The 25,996-nt window shown below is 71.4% G+C and carries 27 protein-coding genes and 1 riboswitch; of the genes, 7 read left to right on the top strand and 20 right to left on the bottom strand.

Features of this window, described 5'->3' with window-relative positions:
- Positions 1 to 252: 252 nt before the first annotated feature.
- Positions 253 to 2,178 carry a translational GTPase TypA gene (gene typA / locus ACLJQZ_RS15105; RefSeq protein ID WP_410620620.1) on the bottom strand — a complete coding sequence of 642 codons (1,926 nt, stop codon included), beginning with the start codon at positions 2,176 to 2,178 and terminating at the stop codon, positions 253 to 255.
- A gap of 193 nt (positions 2,179 to 2,371) precedes the next feature.
- On the opposite strand from typA, the gene ACLJQZ_RS15100 reads away from it, so the two are divergent.
- The gene (locus ACLJQZ_RS15100; RefSeq protein ID WP_247057556.1) at positions 2,372 to 2,524 is read left to right on the top strand and encodes a hypothetical protein; all 153 of its coding nucleotides are present in this window, start codon (positions 2,372 to 2,374) and stop codon (positions 2,522 to 2,524) included.
- Positions 2,525 to 2,536: 12 nt separating this feature from the next.
- Here the strand turns inward: ACLJQZ_RS15100 and ACLJQZ_RS15095 are convergent, their stop codons facing one another.
- Positions 2,537 to 2,836 (bottom strand): YciI family protein, encoded by a 300-nt coding sequence (locus ACLJQZ_RS15095; protein WP_410620619.1) that lies wholly within the window; start codon positions 2,834 to 2,836, stop codon positions 2,537 to 2,539.
- 173 nt (positions 2,837 to 3,009) lie between these two features.
- On the opposite strand from ACLJQZ_RS15095, the gene trpS reads away from it, so the two are divergent.
- Positions 3,010 to 3,975 (top strand): tryptophan--tRNA ligase, encoded by a 966-nt coding sequence (gene trpS, locus ACLJQZ_RS15090; protein ID WP_410620618.1) that lies wholly within the window; start codon positions 3,010 to 3,012, stop codon positions 3,973 to 3,975.
- Positions 3,976 to 4,033: 58 nt separating this feature from the next.
- Here the strand turns inward: trpS and ACLJQZ_RS15085 are convergent, their stop codons facing one another.
- From ACLJQZ_RS15085 to ACLJQZ_RS15075, 3 genes are all read right to left on the bottom strand, one after another.
- Positions 4,034 to 4,423, bottom strand: coding sequence for an NUDIX domain-containing protein (locus tag ACLJQZ_RS15085; RefSeq protein WP_410620617.1), 390 nt, complete (start codon positions 4,421 to 4,423; stop codon positions 4,034 to 4,036).
- Between the two features lie 291 nt (positions 4,424 to 4,714).
- Complete coding sequence (locus ACLJQZ_RS15080) at positions 4,715 to 6,025, bottom strand: HAMP domain-containing sensor histidine kinase (RefSeq protein WP_328644765.1); 1,311 nt, start codon at positions 6,023 to 6,025, stop codon at positions 4,715 to 4,717.
- Positions 6,025 to 6,741, bottom strand: coding sequence for a response regulator transcription factor (locus tag ACLJQZ_RS15075; protein ID WP_326944312.1), 717 nt, complete (start codon positions 6,739 to 6,741; stop codon positions 6,025 to 6,027). The genes ACLJQZ_RS15080 and ACLJQZ_RS15075 overlap by 1 nt, the downstream gene beginning before the upstream one ends.
- Positions 6,742 to 6,885: 144 nt before the next feature.
- Between ACLJQZ_RS15075 and ACLJQZ_RS15070 the strand changes: the two genes are divergently transcribed.
- From ACLJQZ_RS15070 to ACLJQZ_RS15060, 3 genes are read left to right on the top strand one after another with little or no spacing between them, the layout of a single operon-like run.
- Positions 6,886 to 7,977: a LolA family protein gene (locus ACLJQZ_RS15070; protein WP_410620616.1), complete on the top strand. Its 1,092-nt coding sequence runs from the start codon at positions 6,886 to 6,888 to the stop codon at positions 7,975 to 7,977.
- Positions 7,974 to 8,948: an ABC transporter ATP-binding protein gene (locus ACLJQZ_RS15065; protein ID WP_410620615.1), complete on the top strand. Its 975-nt coding sequence runs from the start codon at positions 7,974 to 7,976 to the stop codon at positions 8,946 to 8,948. Before ACLJQZ_RS15070 ends, ACLJQZ_RS15065 begins: the two co-directional genes overlap by 4 nt.
- A complete protein-coding gene (locus ACLJQZ_RS15060) occupies positions 8,945 to 9,823 on the top strand; it encodes an ABC transporter permease (protein ID WP_410620614.1) in 879 nt (292 codons plus the stop codon). Before ACLJQZ_RS15065 ends, ACLJQZ_RS15060 begins: the two co-directional genes overlap by 4 nt.
- Positions 9,824 to 9,884: 61 nt before the next feature.
- On the opposite strand, the gene ACLJQZ_RS15055 is transcribed toward ACLJQZ_RS15060, so the two are convergent.
- The 3 genes from ACLJQZ_RS15055 to ACLJQZ_RS15045 form a co-directional block, all read right to left on the bottom strand.
- Positions 9,885 to 10,892, bottom strand: a complete 1,008-nt coding sequence (locus ACLJQZ_RS15055; RefSeq protein WP_410620613.1) for an ABC transporter ATP-binding protein — start codon at positions 10,890 to 10,892, stop codon at positions 9,885 to 9,887.
- Positions 10,892 to 12,454 (bottom strand): ABC transporter permease, encoded by a 1,563-nt coding sequence (locus tag ACLJQZ_RS15050; protein ID WP_410620805.1) that lies wholly within the window; start codon positions 12,452 to 12,454, stop codon positions 10,892 to 10,894. The genes ACLJQZ_RS15055 and ACLJQZ_RS15050 overlap by 1 nt, the downstream gene beginning before the upstream one ends.
- A 77-nt stretch (positions 12,455 to 12,531) precedes the next feature.
- Positions 12,532 to 13,581: a thiamine ABC transporter substrate-binding protein gene (locus ACLJQZ_RS15045; RefSeq protein ID WP_326944316.1), complete on the bottom strand. Its 1,050-nt coding sequence runs from the start codon at positions 13,579 to 13,581 to the stop codon at positions 12,532 to 12,534.
- 21 nt (positions 13,582 to 13,602) lie between these two features.
- A riboswitch (TPP riboswitch) is annotated at positions 13,603 to 13,712 on the bottom strand.
- 32 nt (positions 13,713 to 13,744) lie between these two features.
- Here ACLJQZ_RS15045 and ACLJQZ_RS15040 point away from each other — a divergent pair.
- Positions 13,745 to 14,029, top strand: a complete 285-nt coding sequence (locus ACLJQZ_RS15040; RefSeq protein WP_326944317.1) for a 4a-hydroxytetrahydrobiopterin dehydratase — start codon at positions 13,745 to 13,747, stop codon at positions 14,027 to 14,029.
- 410 nt (positions 14,030 to 14,439) lie between these two features.
- On the opposite strand, the gene ACLJQZ_RS15035 is transcribed toward ACLJQZ_RS15040, so the two are convergent.
- The 9 genes from ACLJQZ_RS15035 to ychF form a co-directional block, all read right to left on the bottom strand.
- Positions 14,440 to 14,805: a winged helix-turn-helix transcriptional regulator gene (locus ACLJQZ_RS15035; protein WP_410620612.1), complete on the bottom strand. Its 366-nt coding sequence runs from the start codon at positions 14,803 to 14,805 to the stop codon at positions 14,440 to 14,442.
- 10 nt (positions 14,806 to 14,815) lie between these two features.
- Positions 14,816 to 15,109: a DUF1330 domain-containing protein gene (locus ACLJQZ_RS15030; RefSeq protein WP_410620611.1), complete on the bottom strand. Its 294-nt coding sequence runs from the start codon at positions 15,107 to 15,109 to the stop codon at positions 14,816 to 14,818.
- Positions 15,106 to 15,489 (bottom strand): hypothetical protein, encoded by a 384-nt coding sequence (locus ACLJQZ_RS15025; protein ID WP_410620610.1) that lies wholly within the window; start codon positions 15,487 to 15,489, stop codon positions 15,106 to 15,108. Before ACLJQZ_RS15025 ends, ACLJQZ_RS15030 begins: the two co-directional genes overlap by 4 nt.
- Positions 15,486 to 15,953: a hypothetical protein gene (locus ACLJQZ_RS15020; protein WP_410620609.1), complete on the bottom strand. Its 468-nt coding sequence runs from the start codon at positions 15,951 to 15,953 to the stop codon at positions 15,486 to 15,488. The genes ACLJQZ_RS15025 and ACLJQZ_RS15020 overlap by 4 nt, the downstream gene beginning before the upstream one ends.
- A complete protein-coding gene (locus ACLJQZ_RS15015) occupies positions 15,953 to 16,534 on the bottom strand; it encodes an ArsR family transcriptional regulator (RefSeq protein WP_328449130.1) in 582 nt (193 codons plus the stop codon). Before ACLJQZ_RS15015 ends, ACLJQZ_RS15020 begins: the two co-directional genes overlap by 1 nt.
- A gap of 51 nt (positions 16,535 to 16,585) precedes the next feature.
- The gene (locus tag ACLJQZ_RS15010; protein WP_410620608.1) at positions 16,586 to 16,864 is read right to left on the bottom strand and encodes a hypothetical protein; all 279 of its coding nucleotides are present in this window, start codon (positions 16,862 to 16,864) and stop codon (positions 16,586 to 16,588) included.
- A 148-nt stretch (positions 16,865 to 17,012) separates the two neighbouring features.
- The gene (locus tag ACLJQZ_RS15005; protein WP_410620607.1) at positions 17,013 to 17,627 is read right to left on the bottom strand and encodes a nucleotidyl transferase AbiEii/AbiGii toxin family protein; all 615 of its coding nucleotides are present in this window, start codon (positions 17,625 to 17,627) and stop codon (positions 17,013 to 17,015) included.
- A gap of 31 nt (positions 17,628 to 17,658) precedes the next feature.
- Positions 17,659 to 18,678: a hypothetical protein gene (locus ACLJQZ_RS15000; RefSeq protein WP_410620606.1), complete on the bottom strand. Its 1,020-nt coding sequence runs from the start codon at positions 18,676 to 18,678 to the stop codon at positions 17,659 to 17,661.
- A gap of 162 nt (positions 18,679 to 18,840) precedes the next feature.
- Positions 18,841 to 19,923, bottom strand: coding sequence for a redox-regulated ATPase YchF (gene ychF / locus ACLJQZ_RS14995; protein WP_410620605.1), 1,083 nt, complete (start codon positions 19,921 to 19,923; stop codon positions 18,841 to 18,843).
- 114 nt (positions 19,924 to 20,037) lie between these two features.
- Here ychF and ACLJQZ_RS14990 point away from each other — a divergent pair, with 114 nt between their 5' ends.
- Positions 20,038 to 21,477: a DNA-3-methyladenine glycosylase 2 family protein gene (locus tag ACLJQZ_RS14990; protein WP_410620604.1), complete on the top strand. Its 1,440-nt coding sequence runs from the start codon at positions 20,038 to 20,040 to the stop codon at positions 21,475 to 21,477.
- Positions 21,478 to 21,591: 114 nt separating this feature from the next.
- Here the strand turns inward: ACLJQZ_RS14990 and ACLJQZ_RS14985 are convergent, their stop codons facing one another.
- The 3 genes from ACLJQZ_RS14985 to ACLJQZ_RS14975 are packed head-to-tail and all read right to left on the bottom strand — an operon-like array spanning position 21,592 to position 25,904.
- Positions 21,592 to 21,783: a DUF1737 domain-containing protein gene (locus ACLJQZ_RS14985; RefSeq protein ID WP_410620603.1), complete on the bottom strand. Its 192-nt coding sequence runs from the start codon at positions 21,781 to 21,783 to the stop codon at positions 21,592 to 21,594.
- 21 nt (positions 21,784 to 21,804) lie between these two features.
- Complete coding sequence (locus tag ACLJQZ_RS14980) at positions 21,805 to 24,756, bottom strand: AAA family ATPase (RefSeq protein ID WP_410620602.1); 2,952 nt, start codon at positions 24,754 to 24,756, stop codon at positions 21,805 to 21,807.
- The gene (locus tag ACLJQZ_RS14975) at positions 24,753 to 25,904 is read right to left on the bottom strand and encodes an exonuclease SbcCD subunit D (protein ID WP_410620601.1); all 1,152 of its coding nucleotides are present in this window, start codon (positions 25,902 to 25,904) and stop codon (positions 24,753 to 24,755) included. Before ACLJQZ_RS14975 ends, ACLJQZ_RS14980 begins: the two co-directional genes overlap by 4 nt.
- Positions 25,905 to 25,996: the final 92 nt, after the last annotated feature.

The following is a 25,996-nucleotide window of genomic DNA, read 5'->3' as shown; positions in this document are numbered from 1 at the left end:
GGCGCTATGGAAAAGGACGCGCGGACCCCCGTCCGGGTTCCCGGACCGTTCCGGAACGGCGGAACGAACACGGCCCGGACACGAGACGGCGCCGGGCGGAGGTGAACACCAGGCGGGACGCCTATAAAGATATAAGGAGAAGATACTCGAATTCGGTGACGCTGGGCCGGGCTATTCCGGACACAGGGTCACCGGCGCACGCGAAAAGGGCCTCCCGGCAACTCGCCGGGAGGCCCTTTTTCGCGTATCGGATCAGACGTTGTCGCGGCTCTTGGCGCGCGAGCGCTCCTTGGCCCGGGTGTTGATGTCCAGCGTGACCTTGCGGACGCGGACGACCTCCGGGGCCACCTCGACGCACTCGTCGACCGAGCAGAACTCCAGGGCCTCTTCCAGGCCCATCTTGCGCGGCCGGGCCAGCGTCTCCATCACGTCGGCGGAGGACTGACGCATGTTCGTCAGCTTCTTCTCCTTGGTGATGTTGATGTCGAGGTCCTCGAAGCGCGGGTTCTCGCCCACGACCATGCCCTCGTAGACGTCGGCGCCCGGCTCCACGAAGAACGAGCCGCGGTCGGCCAGCTGGATCATCGCGTACGCGGTGACCGGGCCGGTCCGGTCGGCGACCAGGGAGCCGCTGTGCCGGGTGCGGATCTCGCCCGCCCACGGGAAGTAGCCCTCGAACACGTGGTTCGCGATGCCGGTGCCGCGGGTCTCGGTGAGGAAGTCGGTGCGGAAGCTGATCAGGCCGCGCGACGGGAGCACGTAGACCAGCTTGATCCGGCCGGTGCCGTTGCCGCTCATGTCCTCCATGCGGCCCTTGCGGGACGCCAGGAGCTGGGTGATCGAGCCGAGGTGCTCTTCCGGCGAGTCGATGTAGAGGCGCTCGAACGGCTCGTGCAGCTTGCCGTCGATCGTGCGCAGGACCACCTGCGGCTTGCCGACGGTCAGCTCGAAGCCTTCACGGCGCATCTGCTCGACGAGGATGGCCAGCGCCAGCTCGCCACGGCCCTGGACCTCCCAGGTGTCGGGGCGCTCGGTCGGCAGCACGCGGATCGAGACGTTGCCGATCAGCTCGACGTCGAGGCGGGCCTTGACCAGCCGCGCGGTGACCTTGTCGCCGCCGTTGCGCCCGGCCAGCGGCGAGGTGTTGACGCCGATGGTCATCGAGATGGCGGGCTCGTCGACGGTGATCCGGGGCAGCGCCACCGGCGTCTCGGAGTCGGCGAGGGTGTCGCCGATGGTGATCTCGGGGATGCCGGCGATGGCGACCAGCTCGCCCGCGCTGGCCTCGGTCGCGGGGACGCGGGTGAGCGCCTCGGTGACGAGCAGCTCGGAGATCCGGACGTTCTGCACGGTGCCGTCTTCGCGCATCCAGGCCACGGTCTGGCCCTTGCGGAGCCGGCCGGCGTGGATGCGGATGAGCGCGATGCGGCCGAGGAAGTTCGACGCGTCGAGGTTCGTGACCAGGGCCTGCAGCGGCGCGTCCAGGTCCGCCGCGGGCGGCGGGACGTGGCGGAGCAGGGTGTCGAACAGCGGGTCGAGGTTCTCGCTGTCGGGCATGCCGCCGTCTTCGGGCTGCGCGAGGCTCGCCTTGCCGGCACGCGCGGAGGCGTAGACGACCGGGAGGTCGAGGATGGCGTCGAGGTCGGCGTCCTCGATGTCGCCGGCCAGGTCCAGCAGCAGGTCGTGGGTCTCTTCGACGACCTCGGCGATCCGCGCGTCCGGCCGGTCGACCTTGTTGACCAGCAGGATCACCGGCAGCTTGGCCTCGAGGGTCTTGCGGAGCACGAAGCGGGTCTGCGGGAGCGGGCCCTCGCTGGCGTCGACCAGCAGGACGACGCCGTCGACCATCGCCAGGCCGCGCTCGACCTCACCGCCGAAGTCGGCGTGGCCGGGGGTGTCGATGACGTTGATCGTCACCGAGCCCTCGGGCGTCTGGCGGTGGATCGAGGTGTTCTTCGCCAGGATGGTGATGCCCTTTTCGCGCTCGAGCTCACCGGAGTCCATCACGCGGTCGACGAGCTCGGCGCGCTCGGCGAAAGCGCCCGACTGCCGGAGCATGGCGTCGACCAGAGTGGTCTTGCCGTGGTCGACGTGGGCGACGATCGCGACGTTGCGCAGGTCGGGCCGGGTCTTACCGGTCGGCCGGCCGGTTTCGACGGTAGCGCTGGCTGCGGGCACGCGAAGACTCCTGAACTTCAAAGGTGTGGGTGGCCGCGTAAGCCCGTCAGGCATCCTGTGACCGGCTCTGGTCACACGCGGACCTCACCAAGGATACCTGCACCCCCATTGTGAGGAGCCCCACGCCCCAAGATCGGTTAGGCTCTCCTAATCTGGAGGGCCGGACAGCGACGTCGATCCGAGGAGCTCGAGCGTGGGCAAGAAGCCGCCGGACGACCCCCGCAAGGTCGTGCGCAAGCTGATGAAAGCCGGCAAGGTCAAGAAGAAGTGCTGCCGGTCCAAGCCGCGGTGCAAGAAGTGCCCGGTGCTCGCGCTCAAGAAGGCGAAGCTCGACCTGGCGGCCTAGCTTTCCGGGGACTCAGCGCGTGATCGCTTCGTTGAGGTCCCGCAGCTCCGGCGCGGTCTTGGTCGGCGAGAACGGGATGACCTCGTACTTCGCGAGGTGGCGCACCGCGAAGGGGTCGCTCGCCAGGATCGCGTCCAGCTTCCCCTGGGACATCGGGCGCGTGATGATCACGCCGCCGACGCGCGGCTTCCGCGCCCCGGAGGCGAGGAAGAGCCCGCGCTCGTACTGCGCCTCCAGCCACGCCACGTGATCCGGCAGCGCCAGGTCGACTTCTTCGATCGGGGCGGTGTAGGTCAGCACGACGACGAACATGGTTACAACGGTAGACCCGCTCGGTTATAGTCACCACATGCATGCGCAGACGTCCCAGTGGTGGCCGCCATCGGCGGCCCACTGACCCTGCGCTGAAACCAGCAGCGGCCGCCCCGGACGGGCGGCCTTTTTCGTGCCTTCGCCGGGGTGGTCCCCGTCGAAAAGGACCCACGATGAGCAAGCTGTCCGGGATCACCCCGTCCGGTCACGTCCACCTCGGCAACCACCTCGGGGCCGTCCGCCGCTGGGCCGCCGAGGGCGGCGGCGACGACCTCTACTTCGTCGCCGACCTGCACGGCATGACGACGTCGCACAACCCCGCCAAACTCCGATCCCTGGCGGGTGAGCAGCTCGCCGTCCTCATCGCCGCCGGCATCGACCCCGAGCGGGTGTTCGTCCAGTCCGACCTCGCCCGCGACCTCGGGGCGCTGACCTGGGTCCTGGAGTGCACCTGCAACTACGGCGAGGCGGCCAGGATGATCCAGTTCAAGGAGAAGTCCGAGGGCCAGGCCGGGGTGCGGCTGTCGCTGCTCACCTACCCGGTGCTGATGGCCGCCGACATCCTGCTGCAGGGCGCGAACGAGGTGCCGGTCGGCGAGGACCAGCGCCAGCACGTCGAGCTGGCCCGGACGCTGGCCAAGCGGTTCAACGGCACCTACGGCGACGTGTTCACCGTGCCCGAGGCCGTGCTCCCGCCCGCCGGGGCGCGGGTGAAGGACCTCACCGACCCGACGCGCAAGATGTCGAAGTCGACCCGTGACGTCGCCGGCGTGGTGTTCGTGCTGGACGAGCCCGACCAGATCCGCCGCAAGATCCGCCGCGCGGTCACCGACGGCGGCTCGGTGCCGGTGCACGCGCCGGACACCCGGCCGGGCATGGCGAACCTGCTGGAGATCCTCGCGGCCTGCCAAGGCGGCTCACCGGCCGACCTGGCCGAGAAGTTCTCGTCGTACGGCCAGGTCAAGGACGCCGTCGCCGACGCCGTCATCGAGGAGCTACGGCCACTGCGCGAACGCGCGTCGACGCTGCTCGGCGACGTCGCGGAGCTGGACCGGATCCGCAAGGCGGGCGCGGCCCGGGCCGCCGAGCGCGGCTCGCACCGCCTCTCGGCGGCGTTGCGGATGATCGGCGCGAGTTGAAGAGCCGTGAAGGACTCCTTACCGGCTTTAAGAGCCGGGAAGGAGTCCTTCACGGCTTTCAGGAGAGCAGGGCGCGGAAGGCCGGGAGCAGGATGCGGTCGGCGGGCAGCCAGTCGACGTCGTCGAGGTCGTCCGGGCCGAGCCACCGCACGGCCAGGTGTTCGACCGCGCGCGGCTCGTCGCCCGGCGAGACCAGCGAAGCCGCGTAGATCCGCAGGACCTTGTCCCCGGGCAGCGGAATCTCCGGCCCGACCCGCTCCCCGACCTCGACCACGACGTCCAGCTCCTCGCTGCACTCGCGAGCCAGGGCGAAGGCGTCGGACTCACCGTCTTCGACGCGCCCGCCGGGCAGCTCCCACTGCCCCGCGTGCCCGGGCGGCCAGGCCCGCTGCTGGGCCAGCAACTTCCCGTCGCGCACCAGGGCGGCACCCACGATCACACCGTTCACAGCCCCGGAATCTACCCGGAAGCCCGGACCCGGGCCGAGCCTGCCGACCCTCCAGCCACGTGTCGACCCTCCAAACACACGAGCCGACCCTCCAGACACGCGAGCCGACCCTCCAGACACGCGAGCCGACCCCCTGGGCACGCGAGCCGACCCCCTGGGCACATGAGCCGACCGTCGGGGCACGCAAGCCGACCCTCCGAGAACGCGAGCCGTCTCCCCTCTAGGCGCGCCCCCCACCAGCCGCGCGCATCGGTCGTGAGTGGCAATGAGGGTTCTAACCCGAATTACCACTCACGAGACCGGCGCCGCACGCCAGGTGACCTGGAACCTCGCGCCCCCGTCCGGGGACTCGCCCACCTGGACTCGCCCGCCACGACGGCGGACCGTCTCCGCGACCATCGCCAGCCCCAGCCCGGTGCCGCCGGTGATGCGGGCCCGGTCGTCGGACACCCGGTAGAACCGGTCGAAGACCTTCTCGCGGTGCTCCGGCGCGATGCCCGGGCCGTCGTCGTCGACCACGACCCGCACCGACGAGCGTGACGCCAGCACCGACACCACGATCTCCCCGCGCGCGTAGCGGCACGCGTTGCGCAGCAGGTTGTCCAGCACCAGCTCGATCTCGCCGTGCGCCGCCCACGCCCAGGCCTGCGCGACCGCGTTGCTCACCCGCGTCTCCGGCGCGCCCGCCGGAAGCCGGCCGACCGCCGCGCGGACCTCGCTGACCAGCTCGACCGGCTCCGCGGGCGGCACCTCCCCCGCGTCCGAACGGGCCAGCGACAACAGGCCGTCGAGCAGGGACGAGAGCCGCTCGGCCTCCGTCAAGATGTCGCCCAGCGTCTCCTGCGACAGCTCCGGATCGGGGTTGGTGACGGCGACCTCGGCCTGGACGCGGATCGACGCGACCGGCGACCGCAGCTCGTGCGCCGCGTCGCCGGTGAACCGCCGCAGCCGTTCGCTCGCCTGCTCCTGGCGCTCCAGCAGCGCGTTGAACTCCTCCGCCAGCGCGCGCAGTTCGTCGTGTGAGTCCGGCAGCGGCAGCCGCGCGCCCGGCGGCAGCGCCCGCACCGTGCCGCGCATCCGCGCCACCGGGCGCAGCGCCAGGCGCACCACCAGCCACGTCGCCAGGCCCGCGACCAGCGCGCCGACCGACGCGACGACCACCAGCCACACCCCGCCGTAGTGCACGGCGGCGGAGAACCCGACCAGGCCCGCACCGGCGACGACCAGCCGTTGTGTCCCGTCCGGCGTGCTGACGACCGCGCCGAGGTAGCGGGCGCCGTCCTGCTGGACCGGTTGCCCGGCCTTGAGCAGCCCGACGTCGGCGCCGCTGAGCCCGCTCGGCGCGCCGCCGTCGACCGGTGTGCCCGAGATGTCGAGCACCCGGACCGTCACCGGGGCGGTGGTCGGCAACGCGCGCCCGGCGCTCACCTCGGCGCTGGCCGGGGCGAGCGCGCCCGTCAGCTCGCGGTCGACCGAGTCGATGAGCAACGGCGAGAGCTTGGCCGCGGCCAGCGCGGCCAGCCCGAGCAGGCAGCCCAGGGTGATCGTCGCGGCCAGCACGGTGATCCGGGCCTGCAGGGACCGCCCGCGCCACCAGGTCATCACGGGGTGATGACCTCGTCGATCTGCGCGTCGGAGGCCAGGTAGCCGTGCCCGCGCACGGTCCGCAGCAGCGCGCCGGCGCCGACGGCGTCGAGCTTGCGCCGCACGTACCCGACGTACACCTCGACGAGGTTGCGCGTCACGGCCTGCTCCTCACCCCAGACCGCGCGCAGCAGCTCGTCCTTGGTGACGACCGTGCCCGCGCGGCCGACGAGCACCTCGAGCAGCGCGAACTCGCGGGGGCTCAGCCCGACCTCCTCGCCGTTCCAGTGCACCTGACGCAGCCCGCGGTCGACCTCCAGCGCGCCGAGCCGCAGCGTGCCGCGGCTAGCGTCCGGCCCGGCGCGGCGCAGCGTCGCGCGGACCTGCGCCACCAGCACCACGAAGGAGAACGGCTTGACGAGGTAACCGTCGGCGCCCAGGTCCAGGCCGTCAGCCTGGTCGACCTCGCCGTCCTTGGCCGACACGAGCAGCACCGGCGTCGTGACGCCGTCCTTGCGCAGCCGCTCCAGCACGCGGTAACCGGACAAGCCGGGCAGCATGATGTCGAGCAGCACGACGTCGAACGAGCCGGTGCTCGCCAGCTGCAGCCCGCTGGGGCCGTCCGCGGCGGTGACCACGTCCATCCCCTCCGCGCGCAGCCCGCGTTGCAGTGCTTTCCGCACGCCCAGCTCGTCGTCGACCACCAGCACCCGAGGTTTCACGAGTCTCATCATGGCGGGTTTGCGCAGGTCCCGCGGGATCTCTCAGCACGATCTCAGCCGCGGAGGGAGAACCTTCAGGGGTATCTCAGCCTCGAGAGGGAAGCGTCGGTGCCGGGAGCCGAGCACACTTGAGCTCGGGAACACAGGGAGAGACGCATGAAGACGAAGACGAAGGGCATCACCGCGGCGGTCGTGGGCACCGCTCTCGGTGTCGGCGGGCTCGCGGTCATCGCGATGCCGGCCAGCGCCGACGACAAGCCGGCACTGCCGCAGGTGAGCGCCGAAGACCTGGTGCAGTCGGTCATGCAGGCGAAGCCGGGCGCGTTCGACGGCACGCTGAAGGTCAGCAACGACCTCGGCCTGCCGGCGGTGGGGAACGCGATCCCGGGGGCGTCCGCGCTGAACATCGACTCGGCGCACATCTTCACCGACGGCGCGGGCAAGAGCCGGCTCGCCGTCACCCAGGGCACCGGCCAGGAGACCGTGGTCCACGACGGGACGACCGTCTGGGACTACAGCTCCAAGACCAACACCGCGACCAAGGTGACCATCCCGGCGGACGTGGCCAAGCAGAAGGGCGCGGGCAGCGAGAAGACGGCCGACCCGGTCGCGACCGCCACCGAGCTGCTGGCGAAGGTCCGCGAGAGCAGCACGGTGTCGGTCGACGGCACCGCGACCGTCGCCGACCGCCCGGCCTACGAGCTGGTCCTGACGCCGAAGCCGAGCGAGCGCACGCTGCTGCGTGAGATCCGCGTGGCCGTCGACTCGCAGACGCGGATGCCACTGCGGGTTTCGGTGCTGAGCAACGGGACGACGTCGCCGGCGCTCGAGGTCGCGTTCAGCCAGATCGAGTTCACCCAGCAGCCGGCCGACCTCTTCACCTTCACCCCGCCGAAGGGCGCCAAGGTGCAGGAGAAGACGCCGACGGTGGACCAGAAGGACAAGGACCTCGCCGAGCAGGCGAAGCAGGCGACCAAGGTCGTCGGCGACGGCTGGGACACCGTCATCACCGGCACGATCCCGGCCGACGCGCTGAACGCGGCGCCGAAGCAGCAGGGTGACCGTCAGGGCCGGGGCGCCGACCCGCAGGCCCTGCTCGACCGGTTCACCAAGAAGGTCAGCGGCACCTGGGGCAGCGGCCACCTCATCACCACGAAGGTGGGCAGCGCGATCCTGACCGATGACGGCCGGTTCGCCGCCGGTGCGGTGCCGGAGCAGGTCCTGTACGAAGCGCTGGGTCAGAAGTGACCAGTACGACTGTCGAGTCCGGGGCGGACGTCTCCACGGAGACGTCCGCCCCGGCGGTTCCCCTGGCCGCGCGCACCCGGGGGCTGCGCAAGGTCTACCGCGGCACGGTCGCGGTGGACCACGTCGACCTCGACATCCCCGAAGGCGCGGTCGTCGGGATGCTCGGGCCGAACGGCTCGGGCAAGACGACCACCATCCGGATGCTGCTGGGCCTGGTGCGCCCGACCGAGGGCGAGGTCGAGCTGCTCGGCCGCAAGATGCCCGACGCCGCCGCGCACGCGCTGCCGGACGTCGGCGCGCTGGTCGAGGGGCCGGGCTTCCACCCGTTCCTCTCCGGCCGCGACAACCTGCTGCGCTTCGCCGCGGCCGAACCGCGGCTGGCGTCGTCCGGGATCCCGTTCGCGGTCGACTCCGCGCTCGAACGCGTCGGGCTGAGCGTCGCCGCGCGCCGGCGGTACAAGGGTTACTCGCTCGGCATGAAGCAACGGCTCGGCCTCGCTTCGGCGTTGCTCGTGCCGCGGAAGATGGTCGTGCTCGACGAGCCGACCAACGGCCTCGACCCTGCTGGTACCAGGGAGATCCGCAGGATCGTGGCCGAGCTGCACGCCGAGGGCGTCACCGTGCTGGTGTCGTCGCACCTGCTGGCCGAGGTGGAGGCGACCTGCACGCACGTCGCCGTGCTGCAGGCCGGGAACGTCGTCGCGCAGGGCGAGCTGGCGGAGCTGCTGGAGTCCGGGAACGCGGCCCTGCTGGTCCGCACGCCGGACGCCGAGCAGGCCGTGGAAGTACTGCGGGAGAACCGGATCGGCGCGCGGCTGACGCCGGACGGGATCCGCGCCGACCTCACGGCGACCGAGGCGCCGCGGGTGCTGCAGGTCCTGGTGGGCGCGGGGGTCGCGGTCCACGAGGCGACGCGGGCGCGCACCGGCCTGGAAGACCTGTTCGCGCGACTGACGGAGGGTGCGGAATGACCGCGGTTCTCGAGGCACCGGCGGTCCGCACGGGCCACGACTCGGTGCCGCTGCCCCGGCTGCTGGCCGCGGAGCTGCGCTGGATCTTCCGGCGGCCGCGCACGCTCGCCGTGCTGGGCCTGCTGGCGCTGATCCCGGTGGTGATCGGCATCGGCCTGACGCTGGTGAGCGAAGACGCGCAGTCCGGCGGCGGCCCGGACGACGGCGGCGGAGCGCTGCTCGCGTCCGCCGTCAACAACGCCTTCGTGCTGCCGATCGCGGCGATCGTGATGACGCTGACCCTGCTCCTGCCGCTGGCCTCGGCCATGGCGGGCGCGGACGCGATCGCGGGCGAGACATCACACGGAACCCTGCGCGGCTGGCTGATCGCCCCGGTCGGCCGCGGCCGGCTGCTGGCGGTCAAGGCGTTCGGCGTCGCGACGGTGTCGGTGGTTTCGGTGCTGGCGATGTGTTTCACGGGCGTGGTGACCGGCCTGATCATCAACGGCACGGACTCGCTGTTCACGCTGTCGGGAACCACGCTGTCCGTGGGCGGCGCGCTGGCCCGGATCCTGCTGGTGGCGGGCTGGGTCGTGCTGCAGCTGTGGGCGGTCGGCGCGGTGGCGCTGGCGATCTCCAGCTGGACGGAACACCCGATGCTGGTGGTGGCATCCGTGCTGGCGGCGGACATCGTGTTCACGATCCTGGGGTTCCTGACTTCGCTGGATTGGCTGCACCCGTTCTTGTTGACGCAGAACTGGTCGCTGGCACCGGCGGAGGTGCTGCAGGACCCGATGGGCACGCAGATGCTGGGCGAAGGGGCGTTGCGGGCGGCTTGTTACATCGTGATCGGGCTGTCGCTGGCTTACGCGCGACTGTCCACTCGCGACGGCTGAAGTCCGTGAATGGCACATTGAGGGACTCTAAGTCCCTCAATGTGCCATTCACGGACTCGCGTTAGCCGACCAGGGCGACGCCATCCGGGTCGAACTCCAGTCGCACAGCGTCCCCGGCCCGGAAGTCCGTCGCCGCCGGAGCGACCGCGTCCACAGTGGACTCCGCCAGCCGGACCACCAGCCGCACGTGCTCGCGGCGGTGGACCGCCGCCACCACCTCGCCCGCGACACCCGAGCCGGCCACCCGCAGCGCGTGCGGGCGCAACCCCAGTCGCACCGGGCCGTCGTCGACGTCCGGCACCGGCACGTTCCCGAGCCCAGTGTGGACCACGCCACCCGTCGCAACCCCGTCTACGAACGACGTCACCCCCAGGAAACGGGCCACGTCGTCGTCCAGCGGGTTGCGCCACACGCGGCGGACCGCGCCTTCCTGGCGGACCTCGCCGGCGTCGAGCACCGCGACCCGGTCGGCCAGGGTGAACGCCTCCTCCTGGTCGTGCGTCACCAGCAACGCCGTGATCTTGCTGCGCCGCAACAGGTCCGCCAGATCCATGGCCAGCTGCTCGCGCAACCCGGCGTCCAAACCGGACAGTGGCTCGTCCAGCAGCAGCAGGCGCGGCTCCGGCGCGAGCGCCCGGGCCAGCGCGACTCGCTGCGCCTGCCCGCCCGACAGCTCCGTCACCCGCCGCCGCTCGAAGCCGGACAGCCCGACCAGCTCCAGCAGCTCGGCGACGCGCCCCGCCCACGCGGCCCGCGGCACGCCGTGCATCCGCAGGCCGAACGCGATGTTCGCGGCGACGTCGCGGTGGCCGAACAGCTGGCCGTCCTGGAACACCAAGCCGAAGCCGCGCCGGTGCACCGGCACCGCGCCGAGGTCCTCACCGTCCCAGCTGACCGTGCCGCGGGCCGACGGCTCCAGTCCGGTGATCGCGCGCAGCAGCGTCGACTTGCCCGAGCCCGACGGGCCGAGCAGCGCCAGGACCTCGCCGTCGGCGATGTCCAGCCGGGCGTCGCGCACCGCGACGAACGATCCATAGTGGACGGTCAGGTCCCGCACCGACAACGCCATCAGAACTCTCCCACCCGGCCGCGCGCGGCCCCGAGCCGGTCGATCAGCGCGACCGCCAGCACCGTCACGAGCATCAGCAACGCGCACGCGGCGTACGCCATCTGGTTGTTCAGCTCCCCCGGGCGCCCCATCAGCGACGCGATCGCGACCGGCAGCGTCGGCGACGTCGGCCGCGCCAGGAAGCTCGTCGCGCCGAACTCGCCGAGTGCCACGACGAACCCGAACCCCGCCGCCGCGACCAGCGGCCGCAGCGTCAGCGGCAGGTCGATCTCCCGCCACACCCGCAGCGGGCTCGCGCCGAGCGTCGACGCGGCCTGCCGCAGCCGGACGTCGACCGAGCGCAGCACCGGCAGCACCATCCGCACGATCAGCGGGATGATCACCAGCGCCTGCGCGAGCGGCACCAGGTAGGGCGACGTCCGCAGGTCGCCGGGCAGCGCGTCGAGCGTCACGAGGTACCCGAAACCGACGGTCACCGCGGACACCCCGAGCGGCAGCATCAGCGCGGCGTCGAGCGTCTCGCCGAGGCCGCGCGCGGCCCGCACCGGCGACCGGCGCAGCGCCACCAGCACCACCGACGCGAGCACGCCGACGACCAGCGCCAGCAGCGTCGCGTCGATGGCCACCTTCAGCGAGTTCAGCGCGGCGTCCCAGCCGGACACCTGCAGCGCGCCCTTCTCGCCGGTGCCCGCGAGCGCCCGGTACCCCGCGAGGCTCCAGCCGTCCGAAGTGGACACCGACTCGGCGAGCAACGCGACGATCGGCGTCAGCAGCAGGGCCAGTACGACGCCCGCCGCGCCGACGACCCACCACTCGCCGCCGCGAGGGCGTCGCGGAGCGCCGGAACCGATCCTGGCACCTTCCTTGCGCCGCCGCGCCAGCCCGCCGACGACCAGAGCCGCGACGACCGCGGCGAACTGGATCAGCGAAAGCGCCGACGCGCCGGAGAGGTCGAGCAGGTCGACCGTCCGGAGGTAAATCTCCGTCTCGAGGGTCCGGTACCGGGCGCCGCCGAGGATCAGCACGACACCGAAACTGGTGGCGCAGAACAGGAAAACCACGGCCGCGGCGGACGCGATCGCGGGCGCCAGCGCGGGCAGCGTCACCGACCGGAACGCCCGCCACGGTGACGCGCCGAGCGCCCGCGCGGCGTCGGACGTCCGCGAATCCAGCCGTGCCCAGAGCCCGGCGACGGTCCGCGCGACGACGGCGACGTTGAAGAACGCGTTGGCCAGCACGATCGGCAGCACCCCGCCGTCCGGCCAGAGCGCCCGGAACGCCAGCCCGACCACCACGGTCGGCAGCACGAACGGCACCAGCACCAGCGTCCGCGCCAGGCCGACGCCGGGCAGCCGCACCCGGGAAAGCAGGAACGCCACCGGCAGCCCGGCCAGCACCGCGACGACCGTCGAGCCCGCGGCGGTGGCCACCGTGAAGCCCGCCAGCCGCCACGTCTGCGGGTCGCCCAGCACGACGTCGAGCCCGCCCGCGGCGAACCCGCGGCCGACGATCGCCAGCACCGGCCAGGCGAAGAACACCACCAGGAAACCGATCGGGGCCAGCCCGAGCAGCGCCAGGCCGAGCCCGCGGGCGGTCCGCGGCGGCGCCAAGACCGCGGCGTTTCGGGAGCCTCCGGAGGTCACTGCACGAGCGCGCGCCATTCGCCGATCCACTTCTCACGCCCGGCCTGCACCTGGTCCGCGGTCAGCGCCTGCGGCTTCTGCGGCAGCGGCGCGACCTGCGCCCAGCCCGCCGGCAGATCGACGCCCTGGCGCGCCGGGTAGACGTACATGTTGGCCGCCACGGTCGCCTGGAACTGCTGCGAAAGCAGGAAGTCGACGACCTTGCGCGCGTTCTCCTCCTGCTTGCCGCCGGCCAGCACCCCGGCGTACTCGACCTGCCGGTAACAGGTGTCGAGCAGCGCCTTCGTCCGCGGTTTCCCGTCGTCGCCCACCTCGGCGGCCGGCGACGACGCGTACGAGACGACGATCGGCCGCGGCCCCTTGCCGGACGAGCCCGAGAACTCCTTCGTGTAGGCCTCTTCCCAGCCGCTGACCACCTTGAGGCCGTTGGCCTTCAGCTTGGTCCAGTAGTCCTTCCAACCGGCCTCGCCGTACTTCGCGACGGTGCCGAGCAGGAACGCGAGCCCGGGCGACGCCGTCGCCGGGTCCTCCGCGACCAGCAGGTCCTTGTACTTCGGGTCGGCCAGGTCGTCGTACGACTCCGGCGCCGGGATCCCCTTGGCCGTGAAGTAGTTCGTGTCGACGTTGACGCAGACGTCGCCGACGTCGACCGCCGAGAGCCTGTGCTCCGGGTCGACGGCGTAGCGCTGCGGCCCGCGGTCGGCCTCCGGGCTGGTGTAGGGCTCGAAGACGCCCTCGGCGAGCGCGCGCGAGGCGAAGGTCGAGTCGACGCCGTACGCGACGTCGCCGACCGGGTTCGCCTTGGTGAGCACGAGCTTGTTGGTCAGCGAACCGGCGTCGCCCTGCTTGAGCACGGAGATCTTGATGCCCGACTGCTGCTGGAAGGCGTCGAGCACCTCCTGCGGCGCCAGGAAGGAGTCGTGCGTCACCAGGGTGACGGTGGGCGTCTGCTTCGCGTCACCGGACCCGTCCGACAGCGAACACGCCGCTGTGACGACGCTGACGACGGCGATGGCCGTCGCGGCGCGAACAGCACTGCGTTTCATCTACCCTCCTGCACTTCGCCGGACGAGGAGGGAAAGCCCTCCCTTCGCCGGCATGATCCGGGATCAGGTGCTAACGGTCGCGGGTCACCCCGCCTCTCAGCCCGGCTCACCGGACTCCCGTGGCAACCGTGCACCTTAGTCCAGGACGTTGGACGATGGAGGCATGACGGAAATCTTGAGCGACGACGAGGCCGATCGAGCCCTGCTGCACGGGTGGGTCCGCACGGGCAAGGTCATCCGGCGCGAGGTGGAGCTGCCGAGCTTCCCGAAGGCGATCGAGGTGGTGGACCGCGTCGCGGTGCTGGCCGAGGCCGCCGACCACCACCCGGACATCGACATCCGCTGGCGCACGCTGACCTTCCACCTCAGCACGCATTCGGCGGGTGGGCTGACGAAGAAGGACTTCGCGCTGGCCAAGCAGATCAACGAGACCCTCGACGGATTGTGATCCCGGCTACTCTGAGTGCACGAAAGCCCGCGTTCGGCGTCTCTCGGTAAAGGACTTCGGACCCGAGAGGCAGATATGACGCAGGCGATCATAGTGGGCACAGTGGCATTCGCGACGATGGTGGCCGCGGCCGGCGGGGTGCTCTGGTTCACCGCCCGCAGCCACCGCCACTCGGACGGCTGAGTGCCGTTTCCGCTGGTCAGCGGCATGATCGGGTGAGCTTCGTCACAGCTGCTAACACTCGGCATGGTCAACGCGCTGAACCCCCGGAAGCATCGGCCCGCTCGTAGGGAAAACGCCATGAACAGCACCCCCGCCACCGCCGCTCTGACCGCCACCCAGCGCGCCTGGATCAACGCCCTCGCGACCGCGGTCGTGCTGATCGCGATCGCGCTGATGGGCCTCCTCGGCTAGTCCGCCCGGTCGTAGGCCTGCCGGGCTTCTCGCAGGCTCGGCAGGTACTTCTCCGCCCACTCGCGGCAGCGGTCCATGGGCTCGAACAGGGTCCGGCCCAAGTCCGTCAGCGTGTACTCGACGCGTGGCGGGTTCTCGTCGTAGGTCTTGCGGGTGATCATCCCGTCGCGCTCCAGGGACCGCAGCGTCTCGGTGAGCACTTTCGGGCTGATGTTCCGGAGCGGCACGCGCAGCTCGGAGAAGCGGCGCGGCCCGTCCTTCAGACAGACAACGACCATGCCGCCCCACTTGTCCCCGATCCGGAACGGCGTGTCGGCCGACGGGCATTGCGGCGCGAAGAGATCAGCGGTCAGCGGCTCCACGCAGCCGACGTTAGGCCACGCCGTCGACGAGCAGCAACCGCCGCCGCAGCGCGGTCTTGCTCAGCTCGAGCGCTTCGGCGTACTCGGCGGAGGCGTACCAGCGTTCGGCGGTATCCCGGTCCGGGAACTCGACGAGGACCACGCGCTTGTGCTCGTCGAAGTCGCCTTCGAGGGCATCCGGCGCCGCGCCCCGGACGATGTAGCGTCCTTGGTACCCCGTGATCGACGCTTGGGCGAGTTCGCGGTAGCGCTGGGCTTCGGTTTCGTCGAGGATCTCGACCTCGGAGATGACGTAGACGCTCACGGTTCCGAGGGTGGCAGAACTCCGGAGCCGTCACCTGGTGCTGTCACTACTCGGATTTCCTCCGGCGGCGGGAACTCGACCGGGGTCTCGTCGGCCACGCTCCAGTATTCGAGGCCGGACAAGCGGCCTTCGTCGACGAACACGATGAGCCCGCCGTTCGCCACGTCGACGTCCACGGCCACCCGGCTCTCGACCTCGGCCACCGTCACTGTTGCGTCGACGGCGAGGTCGATCGTGGGACACCCGCACGGGCAGCGGCCGGTCACCTCGGCCGTGCGCGCCTGGGCACGAAGTGCCGCGGCACCGGGAAAGTCCGTAGCCAGCAGCAGGTCCAGGACCGCTCTCTCGCGCGGAGTGAGCGGCCGGCGCTCGGCGGTCAATAGCGTGGCATGGTCGGGATCGCCTTCTCGGCGACCTCGATGAGGGCCTCGACCTTCGCCACGTCGGCCGTCACATCTTCCGCGGTCACCGAGGGCGCCTCCGAAGACCGGTAGGCGACTTCGTTGCGCCGCACCCGCATCCGGTTGAAGGGGCGCAAAACCGGCCCCAGTGGCGGATCCAGCTGAGCGAGAACCGCCTCGTAGACGGTGACGTGCCCACCCCGGCTCGTCACCCGCAGGCCCTGGTTCTGCAGGACGGCGGCCAGCGCACGCCGTGCGCTGTCGTAGGCCAGCGTGTAGGCACCTTCCGGATCCGTGTCCTGCAGCTGCCGCGCCGACGCGAGGTGCGTACGGGCCCTGACGAGCTCGGCCTCGGCCGCCTCCCGCGACGCCGGAACGTGCTCGATGGCGCCGCGCGCGAGGAACGCGTCGATCCGTTCGCGGCCTTGGTTCCACAGCGGCATCAGGTCTCCTGGCTGAGTTTCACCAGCGGACGCTCACGCACGCTGGTGAGGAACGGATCGGTGGTGCTCGCCGCCCACGACTCGGGCGAGACCCGGTGGACGTTGACCTCGCGCCCCAGCCGCCGTGACACCTGTTCCGCCGAGTCGAAGAGCGCGTCCGGATCGGGCGAACCGACCACGAGGACGTCGACGTCGCCGGGCGGAAGACCGGGTTCACCGCTGTAGCGCGCGGCCCAGGAGCCGTAGATGTAGGCCTCGCGCACGCCGGCCAGCCCAGACAAGGCCTCGGCGAGCAGCGGCATCGGCCCGAAGGTGACGGCGATGAGCTCGCTCAGCGGCGGGTAGAGCGGGGTGTCGGTACGCGCCTTGACGAGCCGGCTGCGGCCCACCCGCCGGTCTTCCAGGATCCCGCCACCGGTCAGCCGCTCGACTTCGCGCAGGACGGCGGTGGGCGTGACACCGCAGGCCTCGGCGAGCTCGGTGATGCTGTACTCGCGATCCGGGTGCAGGAGCACGAGCGCGAGCAGCTCACCCTGCATGCGCGAACGCAGCAGGGGCAGCAAGCTCGGCGAAGCTTTCATTGGACGCAGTATATCCTGCGTCCAATGAAAGTAACAACCAGCGACAAGCCGCTACTCGGCCAGCGCCAGGTCGGCAATGACCAGAAGGCGCTCGTAGTACGGCCGCCCCGCAGCGGGGAAATCCGGCAGCGACGACCTCAGCCTGTCCGCGGCACGCGCTAGGGGCATCCGCGCGCCCGGCGGCAGTGATCCCGCCCGTCTCGCCCACCCGCAGATGTCGGCGTCGATCGTCACGGCGCACACGGACCCGTAGTCCTCGCCCCGCCTGACCGCCGACGGAAACGGCGCGGCGAGGTGCTCCTCGAGGACGGCAGCCAAGTCGCTCATCACCCGGCCAACCTACGACCTGGGGCCGGGGCAGATCTAGACGAGAACGGAAATGCTCGTCAGTGGTCAAGCGCCCCGACTAGCAAATCACCCACCAACCGCACGTCGTCAAGCTCCACATCTCGCCCCTCCGATACCGCCCGGATCTTTCTCAGCGTTTGAGCGTCGAACCGAACGAACCACTGACGAGCGTGCAGGAGCGCGTCGTTGCGCAACTGGCATCAGCCGACTCAAGCTGATCTCGCGACGCCGGGCCGCAGGTCCGATCAAGCGTGATGCGCACGACGTCCAGGAGATCCGTTCCCGCCTTGGCAGCTCCGCGATCCATGATCGACTGCAACTTCATCGCGATGAGAGGTCCAGGCTCCGCAACTCGCACAGTAAGCGGCGGAAGCTCTTCCGCGCTGAGCACCAGCGCGGATGCGGTCGACGCCGCCCACGCGTGGGACTGGACGTGAAGGCGGGCGGTCGGGTCGTCCGGGAGATCGTCAACGTCGGCGTCAGTCACCTCGAGGACATCGACCTGCACTTCACCCCAGGGAGTGCGAACCAGCGCACCGGCCGGCCCGCTCCGCGTCGCACCTGCCGCCACGAGTAACTGGAGTTGTGAATCCTCATTCGCGGCGCGGCGGTCGACGGTGTCTAGGTCGGTCGTCACCCGGTATGGAATCGAGAGTCGGCACATGACCGCGAGGCCGCCCACGAGCACGACCGCACGGCCCGTCTGTTCGACGATCACCGGTATCGCACTGACGATCTGAGTCATCGACGTTCCGGCAAGGGCGACGACCGCCGGCTCACCAGACACGGGCTCCGGGCTTTCTTGGCGTCCAGGTGTCGAGGATCTCCCGGCCACGCCCGCGATCCTGGGCGAGATCAAGCGCGACGAACAGCGGATTCACCAATGGCCACTCCTCGTTCGCCCACGTCGTGGCATCGATACGGCGAGTGCACACCAGCGGCACCGGAGCGACGCGCACACGACCGGCACGCGACGAGGACGTCACGGGCGTCCCCAGCAGTTGGACCGCCCGGCGCAGCGTGCCCTGATCAGGAACGTAGAAGTCGGGTGGGTGGCCGGCGCGAATCGACACGGGAGCGCCGTAGACCGCCGCCGCGACGGTGTCGGTCAGCGCCCATCCGGCAGTCGACTCGACGTCATCCATTCCCAGCCGGAGTGCGGCATTGTCGCGCCCACCGCCCGCTACCGGGATGCTCGCCACGTCACGACCCACCGGCTTCCAGCTTTCGGCCAATTCCCAGAACAAACTCGGAATGACAGGCCGGTGATCCTCATCAACGAGACCCATGGCCCGTAAGGCCGCGAAAGCTTCAGAGATCGAACTCGGCGCACGCGACAACAATGTCGCCGCCTGGCGAACTCCGACCCGCCGAGTCGGATCGAGCAACAGCAAAGCCGACAGTTCGATGCCGACCCGGCCGCTGAGTCCCTGACGATCAACACGTGGCTTTGCCAGAGAGAGGATGTCCGAGTCGACGAACAGGCCAGGCCCCACCAGTTTCAGGTGACCGCGCAGATCCAGCCAGCTCCAGCCCTCCCGGCTCAGACTGTCCCGCGCATCCGCGGTGATCCTGTCCGCCACGACCACGGTAGCCGGTTGCGCTTCCGAGACCTTCGACCATCGCCGAAGTTGACTCAGCACGCTGTCGGCGGTGACCAGCGAAGTCGACTTGACCCGTAAGGCAATTTCCGTTCCACCCGGCAGCATGACCACCACGTCACGATCCTGGTCCGCGTCGAACTCCGCTCGCATCGCGAGACCGAGCGACTCAGCCGCGCCGATGAGGGCGTCCACAGCAGCCTGACCACGCGGTTGAGACTCCACAGACCCAGGATGCACCCTGTTCGACGTTCGGTCAATACCGAACACCGAACACCTTCGTGTAATGCATTGACGCACTGAAGGCCGCGTCCAGGGACACCAGGTCCCTCAAGACGGCCTTCGCGAACCATCGAGTCAGACGTTGAAGCGGAACTCCACCACGTCGCCGTCCGTCATGGTGTAGTCCTTGCCCTCCATGCGGACCTTGCCCGCGGCCCGCGCCGCCGCCATCGAGCCGGCGTCCATCAGGTCGTCGTACGAGACGATCTCCGCCTTGATGAAGCCGCGCTCGAAGTCCGTGTGGATGACGCCCGCGGCCTGCGGGGCGGTCGCGCCCTGCGGGATCGTCCAGGCGCGCGACTCCTTGGGACCCGCGGTCAGGTACGTCTGCAGGCCGAGTGTGTGGAACCCGGCGCGGGCCAGCGAGTACAGGCCCGGCTCCGGCTGGCCGACCGACTCGAGCAGCTCGCGCACGGACTCCTCGTCGTCCAGCTCCAGCAGCTCCTGCTCGACCTTCGCGTCGAGGAACACCGCGTCGGCCGGCGCGACCAGCTTCGTCAGCTCCTCGCGGCGGGCTTCGTCGGTGAGGACGCCTTCGTCGGCGTTGAAGACGTACAGGAACGGCTTCGTCGTCAGGAGGCTGTGCTCGCGAAGCAGTTCGAGGTCGACGTCCTTCTGCGCGGAGAAGAGCGTGCGGCCGCTGTCGAGGATCTCCTTCGCCTTCTGCGCGGCCTCGAGCGCGGGCTTCGCTTCCTTCTTGGTCCGCGCTTCCTTCTCCAGGCGCCAGACGGCCTTCTCGAGCGTCTGCAGGTCGGCCAGGATCAGCTCGGTGTTGATCGTCTCGATGTCGCTCAGCGGGTCGATCTTGCCGTCGACGTGGATCACGTCCGGGTCGTCGAACACGCGGATGACCTGGCAGATCGCGTTGGCCTCACGGATGTTCGCGAGGAACTTGTTGCCCAGCCCGGCACCCTCGGAGGCACCCTTCACGATGCCCGCGATGTCCACAAAGGACACCACCGCCGGCACGGTCTTCTCCGACTTGAACAGCTCGGCGAGCTTGTCCAGCCGCGGGTCCGGCAGCGGGACCACGCCGACGTTCGGCTCGATCGTCGCGAACGGGTAGTTCGCGGCGAGCACGTCGTTGCGGGTCAGCGCGTTGAACAGGGTGGACTTGCCGACGTTGGGCAGACCGACGATACCGAGGGTGAGGCTCACGACTCCGAAGTCTACGTGGCCGGTCCGCGGCGGCCGTCAGGGCTCACGACCAGGCCGAACGCCGTGTCGGATTCCCGCCAGCCGCGGCGCTGACCTGCTGGCAGGGTGGGATCCATGGTTCCGAACACGGCGGTCGCCGAGGCCCCGGCGCTCTGGCGCGACGCCGAGCGCTGCTACCGCGTGGTCACCGCCCGCGACCCGCGCTTCGACGGCCAGTTCATCATGGCGGTCCGCACCACTGGCATCTACTGCCGCCCGTCGTGCCCGGCGTCGACGCCGAAGGAGCAGAACGTCCGCTTCTACCCGACGTCAGCGGCCGCGCAGGCCAGCGGCTTCCGCGCCTGCCGCCGCTGCTACCCCGACGCCGTGCCCGGGTCGCCGGACTGGAACCTGCGCGCCGACCTGGCGGCGCGGGCGATGCGCCTGATCTCCGACGGGACGGTCGAACGCGAAGGCGTGCCGGGCCTCGCACGACGGCTCGGCTACTCCGAGCGTCAGCTCGGCCGCGTGCTCACCGCCGAACTGGGCGCCGGCCCGCTCGCGCTCGCCCGGGCGCACCGCGCGCATTCGGCGCGGCTGCTCATCGAGATGTCCGAGCTGCCGCTGACCGACGTCGCGTTCGCGGCGGGCTTCTCCAGCGTGCGGCAGTTCAACGAGACGATCCGCGAAGTGTTCGCGACAACGCCTTCGCAGCTTCGCGCCTTCGCTGCTTCGCGGCGTAGACGTCAGGGTGACGTAGGCGGGACGCGGCTCAGCCTGCGACTGCCGTTCAGGCCGCCTTTCGACGCCTTCGGGCTGCTTCGCTTCCTCGCGGACCACGCGGTGCCGAGCGTCGAAGACGTCACCGACGGCACGTACACCCGCACGCTGCGCCTCGCGCACGGCACCGGCGTCGTGCGGCTGACGCCGGAGCCGGACCACGTACGCTGCGAGCTGCACCTCACCGACCTGCATGATCTCAGCAGCGCGGTCAGCCGGGTCCGCCGCCTGCTGGACCTCGACGCCGACCCGGCGGCGGTCACGCGTGTCCTCGGCGCCGACCCCGCGCTGGCGTCGATCGTCGAGGCGGTGCCGGGAATCCGCGTCCCGGGCGCGGTCGACGGCGAGGAACTGCTGCTGCGCGCTCTGCTCGGCCGGGAGGTGCCGGCCGTCCTCGGCGAGGAGGTGCCCGGCGAAGCAGGAGTGACGAGGTTGTTCCCGACGGCGTCCCGGATCGCGACAGCGGGACCGCCGTCGGCGCGGGGTGTCGCGGCGGCGCTGGCCGAGGGCCGGTTGGACGTGCACGTCGGCCGCGACGCGGCGGACCTGCGGGCGGAGCTGCTCGCGTGCCCGGGGATCGACGCGTGGACGGCGGACTACGTGCTGATGCGGGTCCTCGGTGCGCCGGACGTCCTGCTGACCGACGATGCCGCTTTGCAGCGCGGGGCGGCGGCGCTCGGCGTCACGGACCTCGCGGACCGGGCCCGGCAGTGGACGCCGTGGTGCTCCTACGCCGGGATGTACCTCTGGCGCGCGGATCCGGCCCGAGCGGCAGCCGGCGCACCGCGGCCGTGAGCTTCGGCGGTGACCGCAGCCGGGACCGATGTCGACCGAGGCGGGGGCGATCCCGCCGCCACCCGGGCCGGATCTTGGCCCCACCCGGAGGCGCGGCCGCCGGTGAGCCGGGTGCTAGGCCTGCTCGCCCCGCCAGAGCAGGGCCTGGGCCACGATCACCTGGTCACCGTCGAAGGTGGCCGCCGGTGAGCCGTGCAGGCGGTAGCCGAGTTCCAGGGCCTCGCTCACCCGGTGGCAGAACTTCGCGTCGTCCGGGCCGGTGAGCAGGCGGTAGCGAGGCAGGCCCTCGGGCGGCTGGTCCGTCATGGCTTCATCTTGGCCGAGTGCTCAGCCCGCGCGCACCTCCACTGTCGAGCCCGTGCGGGCCTTGCGGACCCGCAGCCGCGTCGGGATGCGCTGCCGCAGCTCCTCGACGTGCGACACCAGCCCGACCACCCGGCCACCGGCGCGGAGCTCGTCGAGGATGTTCATCACCACGTCCAGCGTCTCGGCGTCCAGCGTGCCGAAGCCTTCGTCGACGAACAGCGTGTCCAGCAGCGCGCCGCCGGTCTCGCCCGCGACGACGTCCGCCAGCCCCAGCGCCAGCGCCAGTGACGCCAGGAACGACTCGCCGCCGGACAGCGTCTTCGCCGGGCGGATCGTGCCCGAGTAGTCGTCCAGCACGTCGATGCCGAGCCCGCCGCGGGTGCCGCGCGCGCCGGCCGCGTCCGAGTGCACGAACGCGTAGCGCCCCTGGCTCATCGTGCGCAGCCGGTGCGTGGCGGCGACCGCCACCTCCTCCAGCCGGGCCGCCAGCACGTACGAGCGCAGCGACATCTTCCGGCTGTTCTGCCCGCGCCCGTTGACGACGTCCGCCAGCGCGCGCAGCTCCGCGTACTCGGCTTCGGCCGGCGCCAGCCCGGCGAGCGTCTTGCGCAGCAGCCCCGCCAGCCGGGTCAGCTCTTCGTGCTGGGCTGCGGCGACGCGCAGCGCCGCGTACGCCGAGTCGGCGCGCGCCCGCGCCAGCTGGGCCGCATCGGCCGCGCGGCCGACGTCCGCGACGTCGTCCGGCGAGATGCCGAACAGGTCGGGCTCGGCCAGCTGCGCCCGCGCGCCCGCCGCGGTCGCTTCCGCCTCGGCGATGCCCTGTTCCAGCTTTTCGATCTGCTCGTCCGGCAACATCGCCGAACGCGCCTTCTTCAGCGACGTGAAGCCCTTGGCCGCGACCGCCGCGTCGACCAGCGTGCGTTGCTGTGCGACCCGTTCCCGGGCGCCGGTGACCGCCGTCCGCGCCTCGGCGACGGCTTCCAGCGCCTCGGCCAGCCCGATCAGGTGCGTCCGCCGCGCCCCGACGTCCGCGAACTCGCCGCGCCCGGCGACCAAGCGGCGTTCGCGCTCGGCCAGCCGTTCTTCCAGGGCCCGGACGTCGGCCGTGGCCTCGGCCACCGCCTGCTCGGCCCGGCGACGCCGTTCCGTCCGCAGCTCCAGGTCCCGCTCCAGCAGCACGACCTGCTGCCCGAGCTTCGCCTTCGCTTCCGCCTGCTGGGTTAGCGTGGCGACCGTGGCGCGAGCTTCGGCCAGCTCGGCCGTGACGGTCTCGGCGGTCCGCCCGGCCAGCCGCTCGACCAACCCCGCCAGCCGCGCCTTCGCCTCTTCCAGTGCGGTGACGACCCGCTGCCGCATCGCGTCCGCCGCCTGCTCGGCTTCCTCGGCGGCCCGCTCTTCGGCCGGGTCGACGAGGATCGCGTCCCGGTTCGCCGGCGCCGGGTGCTCCGCGGAGCCGCAGACCGGGCAGGGCGCGCCCTGCGGCAGCGCGGCGGCGAGCTCGGCCGCCATGCCGTCGAGCCGCCGCTCGCGCAGGTCGAGCCGCCGTTGCCGGGCTGCTTGGTGCGTGTCCACGACTTCGCGCAGTTTCGCCTCGCCGCGCCCGACCTTCGCCTGCGCCTCGGGCAGTTCGGCGGCGTCACGCGCCACGACCCTCAGCTCGTCGACGCGGGCGCGAGCCCCGTCGAGCTTGGCGCCGGCTTCGGCGGCGGCCTGGGCGTCCGCCCGCAGTTTCGCCAGCTGGCCGGGGATCGCGGCCAGCTCGGCCGTCAGTTCTTCCGCCTGCTTCGCGGCCGTGACCGAGGACAGTTTCAGGTCGTCGCGCCGCATGGTGTCGATCTGCTGCTGCTCGGCCTCGGCGACCAGCTCCGCGACCGCGCCCGCCTCTTCGCGCGCCGCCGCCGCCCGTACCTTCAGGTCGCCGGTCGCGCGGGTGCCGAACTCCCGCAGCTCCGCGCCGCAGGCCTTCTCGGCCTGCTCGGCGTCGGTCAGCTCCGCGGCCCGCCGGTCCAGCAGGTCCGCCTCGACGGCCACGCCGGCCGCCCGCCGCGCCGCCGCGACCTCCTGGGCCCACTCGGCACGCTGCGGTGCCTGCTCGGTGACCTCGAGGAGCCGCAGGTGCGCGGTGCTGACCCGGCGGATCTTCTCCGCGTCGGCGCGCTCCTCCTGCAGGTGCGTGTCCGCCCGCTGCGCCGCGGCGCGCGCCCGCTCCTCCTCGGCCGTGACCTGCCCGACGCGTTCGGTGGCCGCCGCCAGCACCGCGTCCACCCATTCCGCGGGCTCCGACTCGGGCGGGTCCTGTTGCGCCTCCTGCGCGTACCGCGCCAGCAGTTCACGCACGGACTGCTGCCGCGCCTCCAGCTCCCGGCCGCGCTCGGCCCGCAGGTCGGCGAACCAGCGTTCGACGTCGGCGAAGCGCTCGGTGCCGAACAGCCGCTCCAGCAGCTTTTCGCGCTCGGAGGTGTCCGACCGCAGGAAGCGGGCGAACTCGCCCTGCGGCAGCAGCACCACCTGGAAGAACTGGGCCGCGGTCATGCCGAGCAGCCGCTCGACCGTGCGCGCGACCTCCTCGATCCGGATCAGGCCCTCCGGTGCCATCCCGCCCGGCGCGGTGCCGATCCAGCTCAGCGACACCTTCGCCTGCTGCGTCGTCGTGCCCTCGCCGCGCCGCTTCGGCCGCTGGTACTCGGGGTTGCGCACGATCTTCAGCCGGTGCCCCTGCACGGTGAGCTCCAGCGCGACCTCGGTGACCTGATCCGGCACGGCCAGATCGCAGCGCAGCCGCTTGGCCTCGTTGCGGGCACCCGGAACCACGCCGAACAACGCGAACGCGATCGCGTCGAGCAGCGTGGTCTTGCCCGCGCCGGTTTCGCCGTGGAGGAGGAAGAGCCCGTCCGCGCCGAGGACCTCGAAGTCGACCACCTGGCGCCCGAGGTACGGCCCGAAGGCCTCGACCTCCAGCCTGTGCAGCCTCATTTCGCGAGCGCCCCCCGGTCGGCCGCTTCCAGCGCGTGGAACAGGAGCTGCTCTTCGCGCTCGCTCGGCGGGGCGCCGCGGCAGTCGTCGAGGAAGCCGCGCGAGATCTCGATGTCCGAGCGGCCGCGGACGGCGTCGGAGTACCGCAGCGGGGCACCGGCGTACCCGCCTTCGGGCTCCCACTCCAGGTGGACGGCGTGCCGGAACCGCACGCGCAGCCGCCGCATCGCGTCCACCGGGCGCACGCGATCGGTGACCGTGACCGACAGGAAGTGCTCGAGGACGGCGTCGTGTTCCGGGGCCACGAGCAGGTCTTCGAGTTCGCCGCGCAGGGTGGCCAGCGGCCGCGGCACCGGCAGCTCGTGCCGGCGGACTTCCGCCAGCCCGTCGGCGTCGAAGTCGACCAGCCAGACCGACTTCCGTTGCCGGGCCTCGGAAAACGAGTACGCCAGCGGGCTGCCCGAGTAGCGCAGGTGCTCGGCGAGGGTCTGCGGGCCGTGGAGGTGGCCGAGCGCGACGTAGCCGACGCCGTCGAAGACCGAGCCCGGCACCTGCTCGACACCGCCGACCGCGATGGTCCGCTCCGACTCGGTCGGTTCGCCGCCCGTGACGAACGCGTGCGCGAGCACGACCGACCGCACGCCGGGGCGGCCGGCGAGGTCTTCGCGGATCCGGCGCATGGCCTCGGTGAGCACGCCCGTGTGCCCGCGCGCGTCCGGCACGCCCAGCGCGTGCCGCGACGGTTCCGGTTCGAGGTAAGGGATGCCGTAGCAGGCGACCGGGCCGTGCTCGTCCCGCAGCACCACCGGTTCGGCCAGGCCGCCGACGGTGGTGCGCAGGTGCAGCCCGCCCGCCGCGGCGAACTCGGCGAACGCGCCGAGCCGGGGCGCGGAGTCGTGGTTGCCGGGCGTGACGATCAGCTGCGCGCCGGCCGCGCGGATCCGGGCGACCGCCGCGGTGGCCACCCGGACGGCCTCGGCCGACGGCACCGCGCGGTCGTAGATGTCCCCCGCCACCAGGACGGCGTCGATCGCCTCGCCGGCCACGAGGTCGGCGAGGTGCCCGAGCACCGCTTCCTGTTCCGCCAGCAGGTCCGCACCGTGGAAGGTGCGGCCGACGTGCCAGTCGGAGGTGTGCAGGAATCTCACGGGGCCAAGGTACGACCCGGCTCCGACGAAATCGCGGAGGCTCGCCGCCATCCCACTCGAACGTGTGTACGAGCACGACAGGGGCTTGATCG

Source organism: Amycolatopsis sp. cmx-8-4, from assembly GCF_046548675.1.
In the GTDB taxonomy this organism is placed as follows: Bacteria; Actinomycetota; Actinomycetes; order Mycobacteriales; family Pseudonocardiaceae; genus Amycolatopsis.
Note: the sequence above shows the minus strand (reverse complement) of the source record. Positions and strands in the feature narration are given on the sequence as shown.

Bases quoted from the DNA above. Each gene is read 5' to 3' on its own strand.
- ACLJQZ_RS15095 (WP_410620619.1), bottom strand. From the start codon at position 2,836: ATGTTCGTCGTCGTGCTGACCTACACCGCCCCGATCGAAGAAGTCGAC.
- trpS (WP_410620618.1), top strand. From the start codon at position 3,010: ATGAGCAAGCTGTCCGGGATCACCCCGTCCGGTCACGTCCACCTCGGC.
- ACLJQZ_RS15080 (WP_328644765.1), bottom strand. From the start codon at position 6,025: ATGACCTGGTGGCGCGGGCGGTCCCTGCAGGCCCGGATCACCGTGCTG.
- ACLJQZ_RS15075 (WP_326944312.1), bottom strand. From the start codon at position 6,741: ATGATGAGACTCGTGAAACCTCGGGTGCTGGTGGTCGACGACGAGCTG.
- ACLJQZ_RS15070 (WP_410620616.1), top strand. From the start codon at position 6,886: ATGAAGACGAAGACGAAGGGCATCACCGCGGCGGTCGTGGGCACCGCT.
- ACLJQZ_RS15060 (WP_410620614.1), top strand. From the start codon at position 8,945: ATGACCGCGGTTCTCGAGGCACCGGCGGTCCGCACGGGCCACGACTCG.
- ACLJQZ_RS15055 (WP_410620613.1), bottom strand. From the start codon at position 10,892: ATGGCGTTGTCGGTGCGGGACCTGACCGTCCACTATGGATCGTTCGTC.
- ACLJQZ_RS15045 (WP_326944316.1), bottom strand. From the start codon at position 13,581: ATGAAACGCAGTGCTGTTCGCGCCGCGACGGCCATCGCCGTCGTCAGC.
- ACLJQZ_RS15040 (WP_326944317.1), top strand. From the start codon at position 13,745: ATGACGGAAATCTTGAGCGACGACGAGGCCGATCGAGCCCTGCTGCAC.
- ACLJQZ_RS15020 (WP_410620609.1), bottom strand. From the start codon at position 15,953: ATGCCGCTGTGGAACCAAGGCCGCGAACGGATCGACGCGTTCCTCGCG.
- ACLJQZ_RS15015 (WP_328449130.1), bottom strand. From the start codon at position 16,534: ATGAAAGCTTCGCCGAGCTTGCTGCCCCTGCTGCGTTCGCGCATGCAG.
- ACLJQZ_RS15005 (WP_410620607.1), bottom strand. From the start codon at position 17,627: ATGACTCAGATCGTCAGTGCGATACCGGTGATCGTCGAACAGACGGGC.
- ACLJQZ_RS14990 (WP_410620604.1), top strand. From the start codon at position 20,038: ATGGTTCCGAACACGGCGGTCGCCGAGGCCCCGGCGCTCTGGCGCGAC.
- ACLJQZ_RS14985 (WP_410620603.1), bottom strand. From the start codon at position 21,783: ATGACGGACCAGCCGCCCGAGGGCCTGCCTCGCTACCGCCTGCTCACC.
- ACLJQZ_RS14980 (WP_410620602.1), bottom strand. From the start codon at position 24,756: ATGAGGCTGCACAGGCTGGAGGTCGAGGCCTTCGGGCCGTACCTCGGG.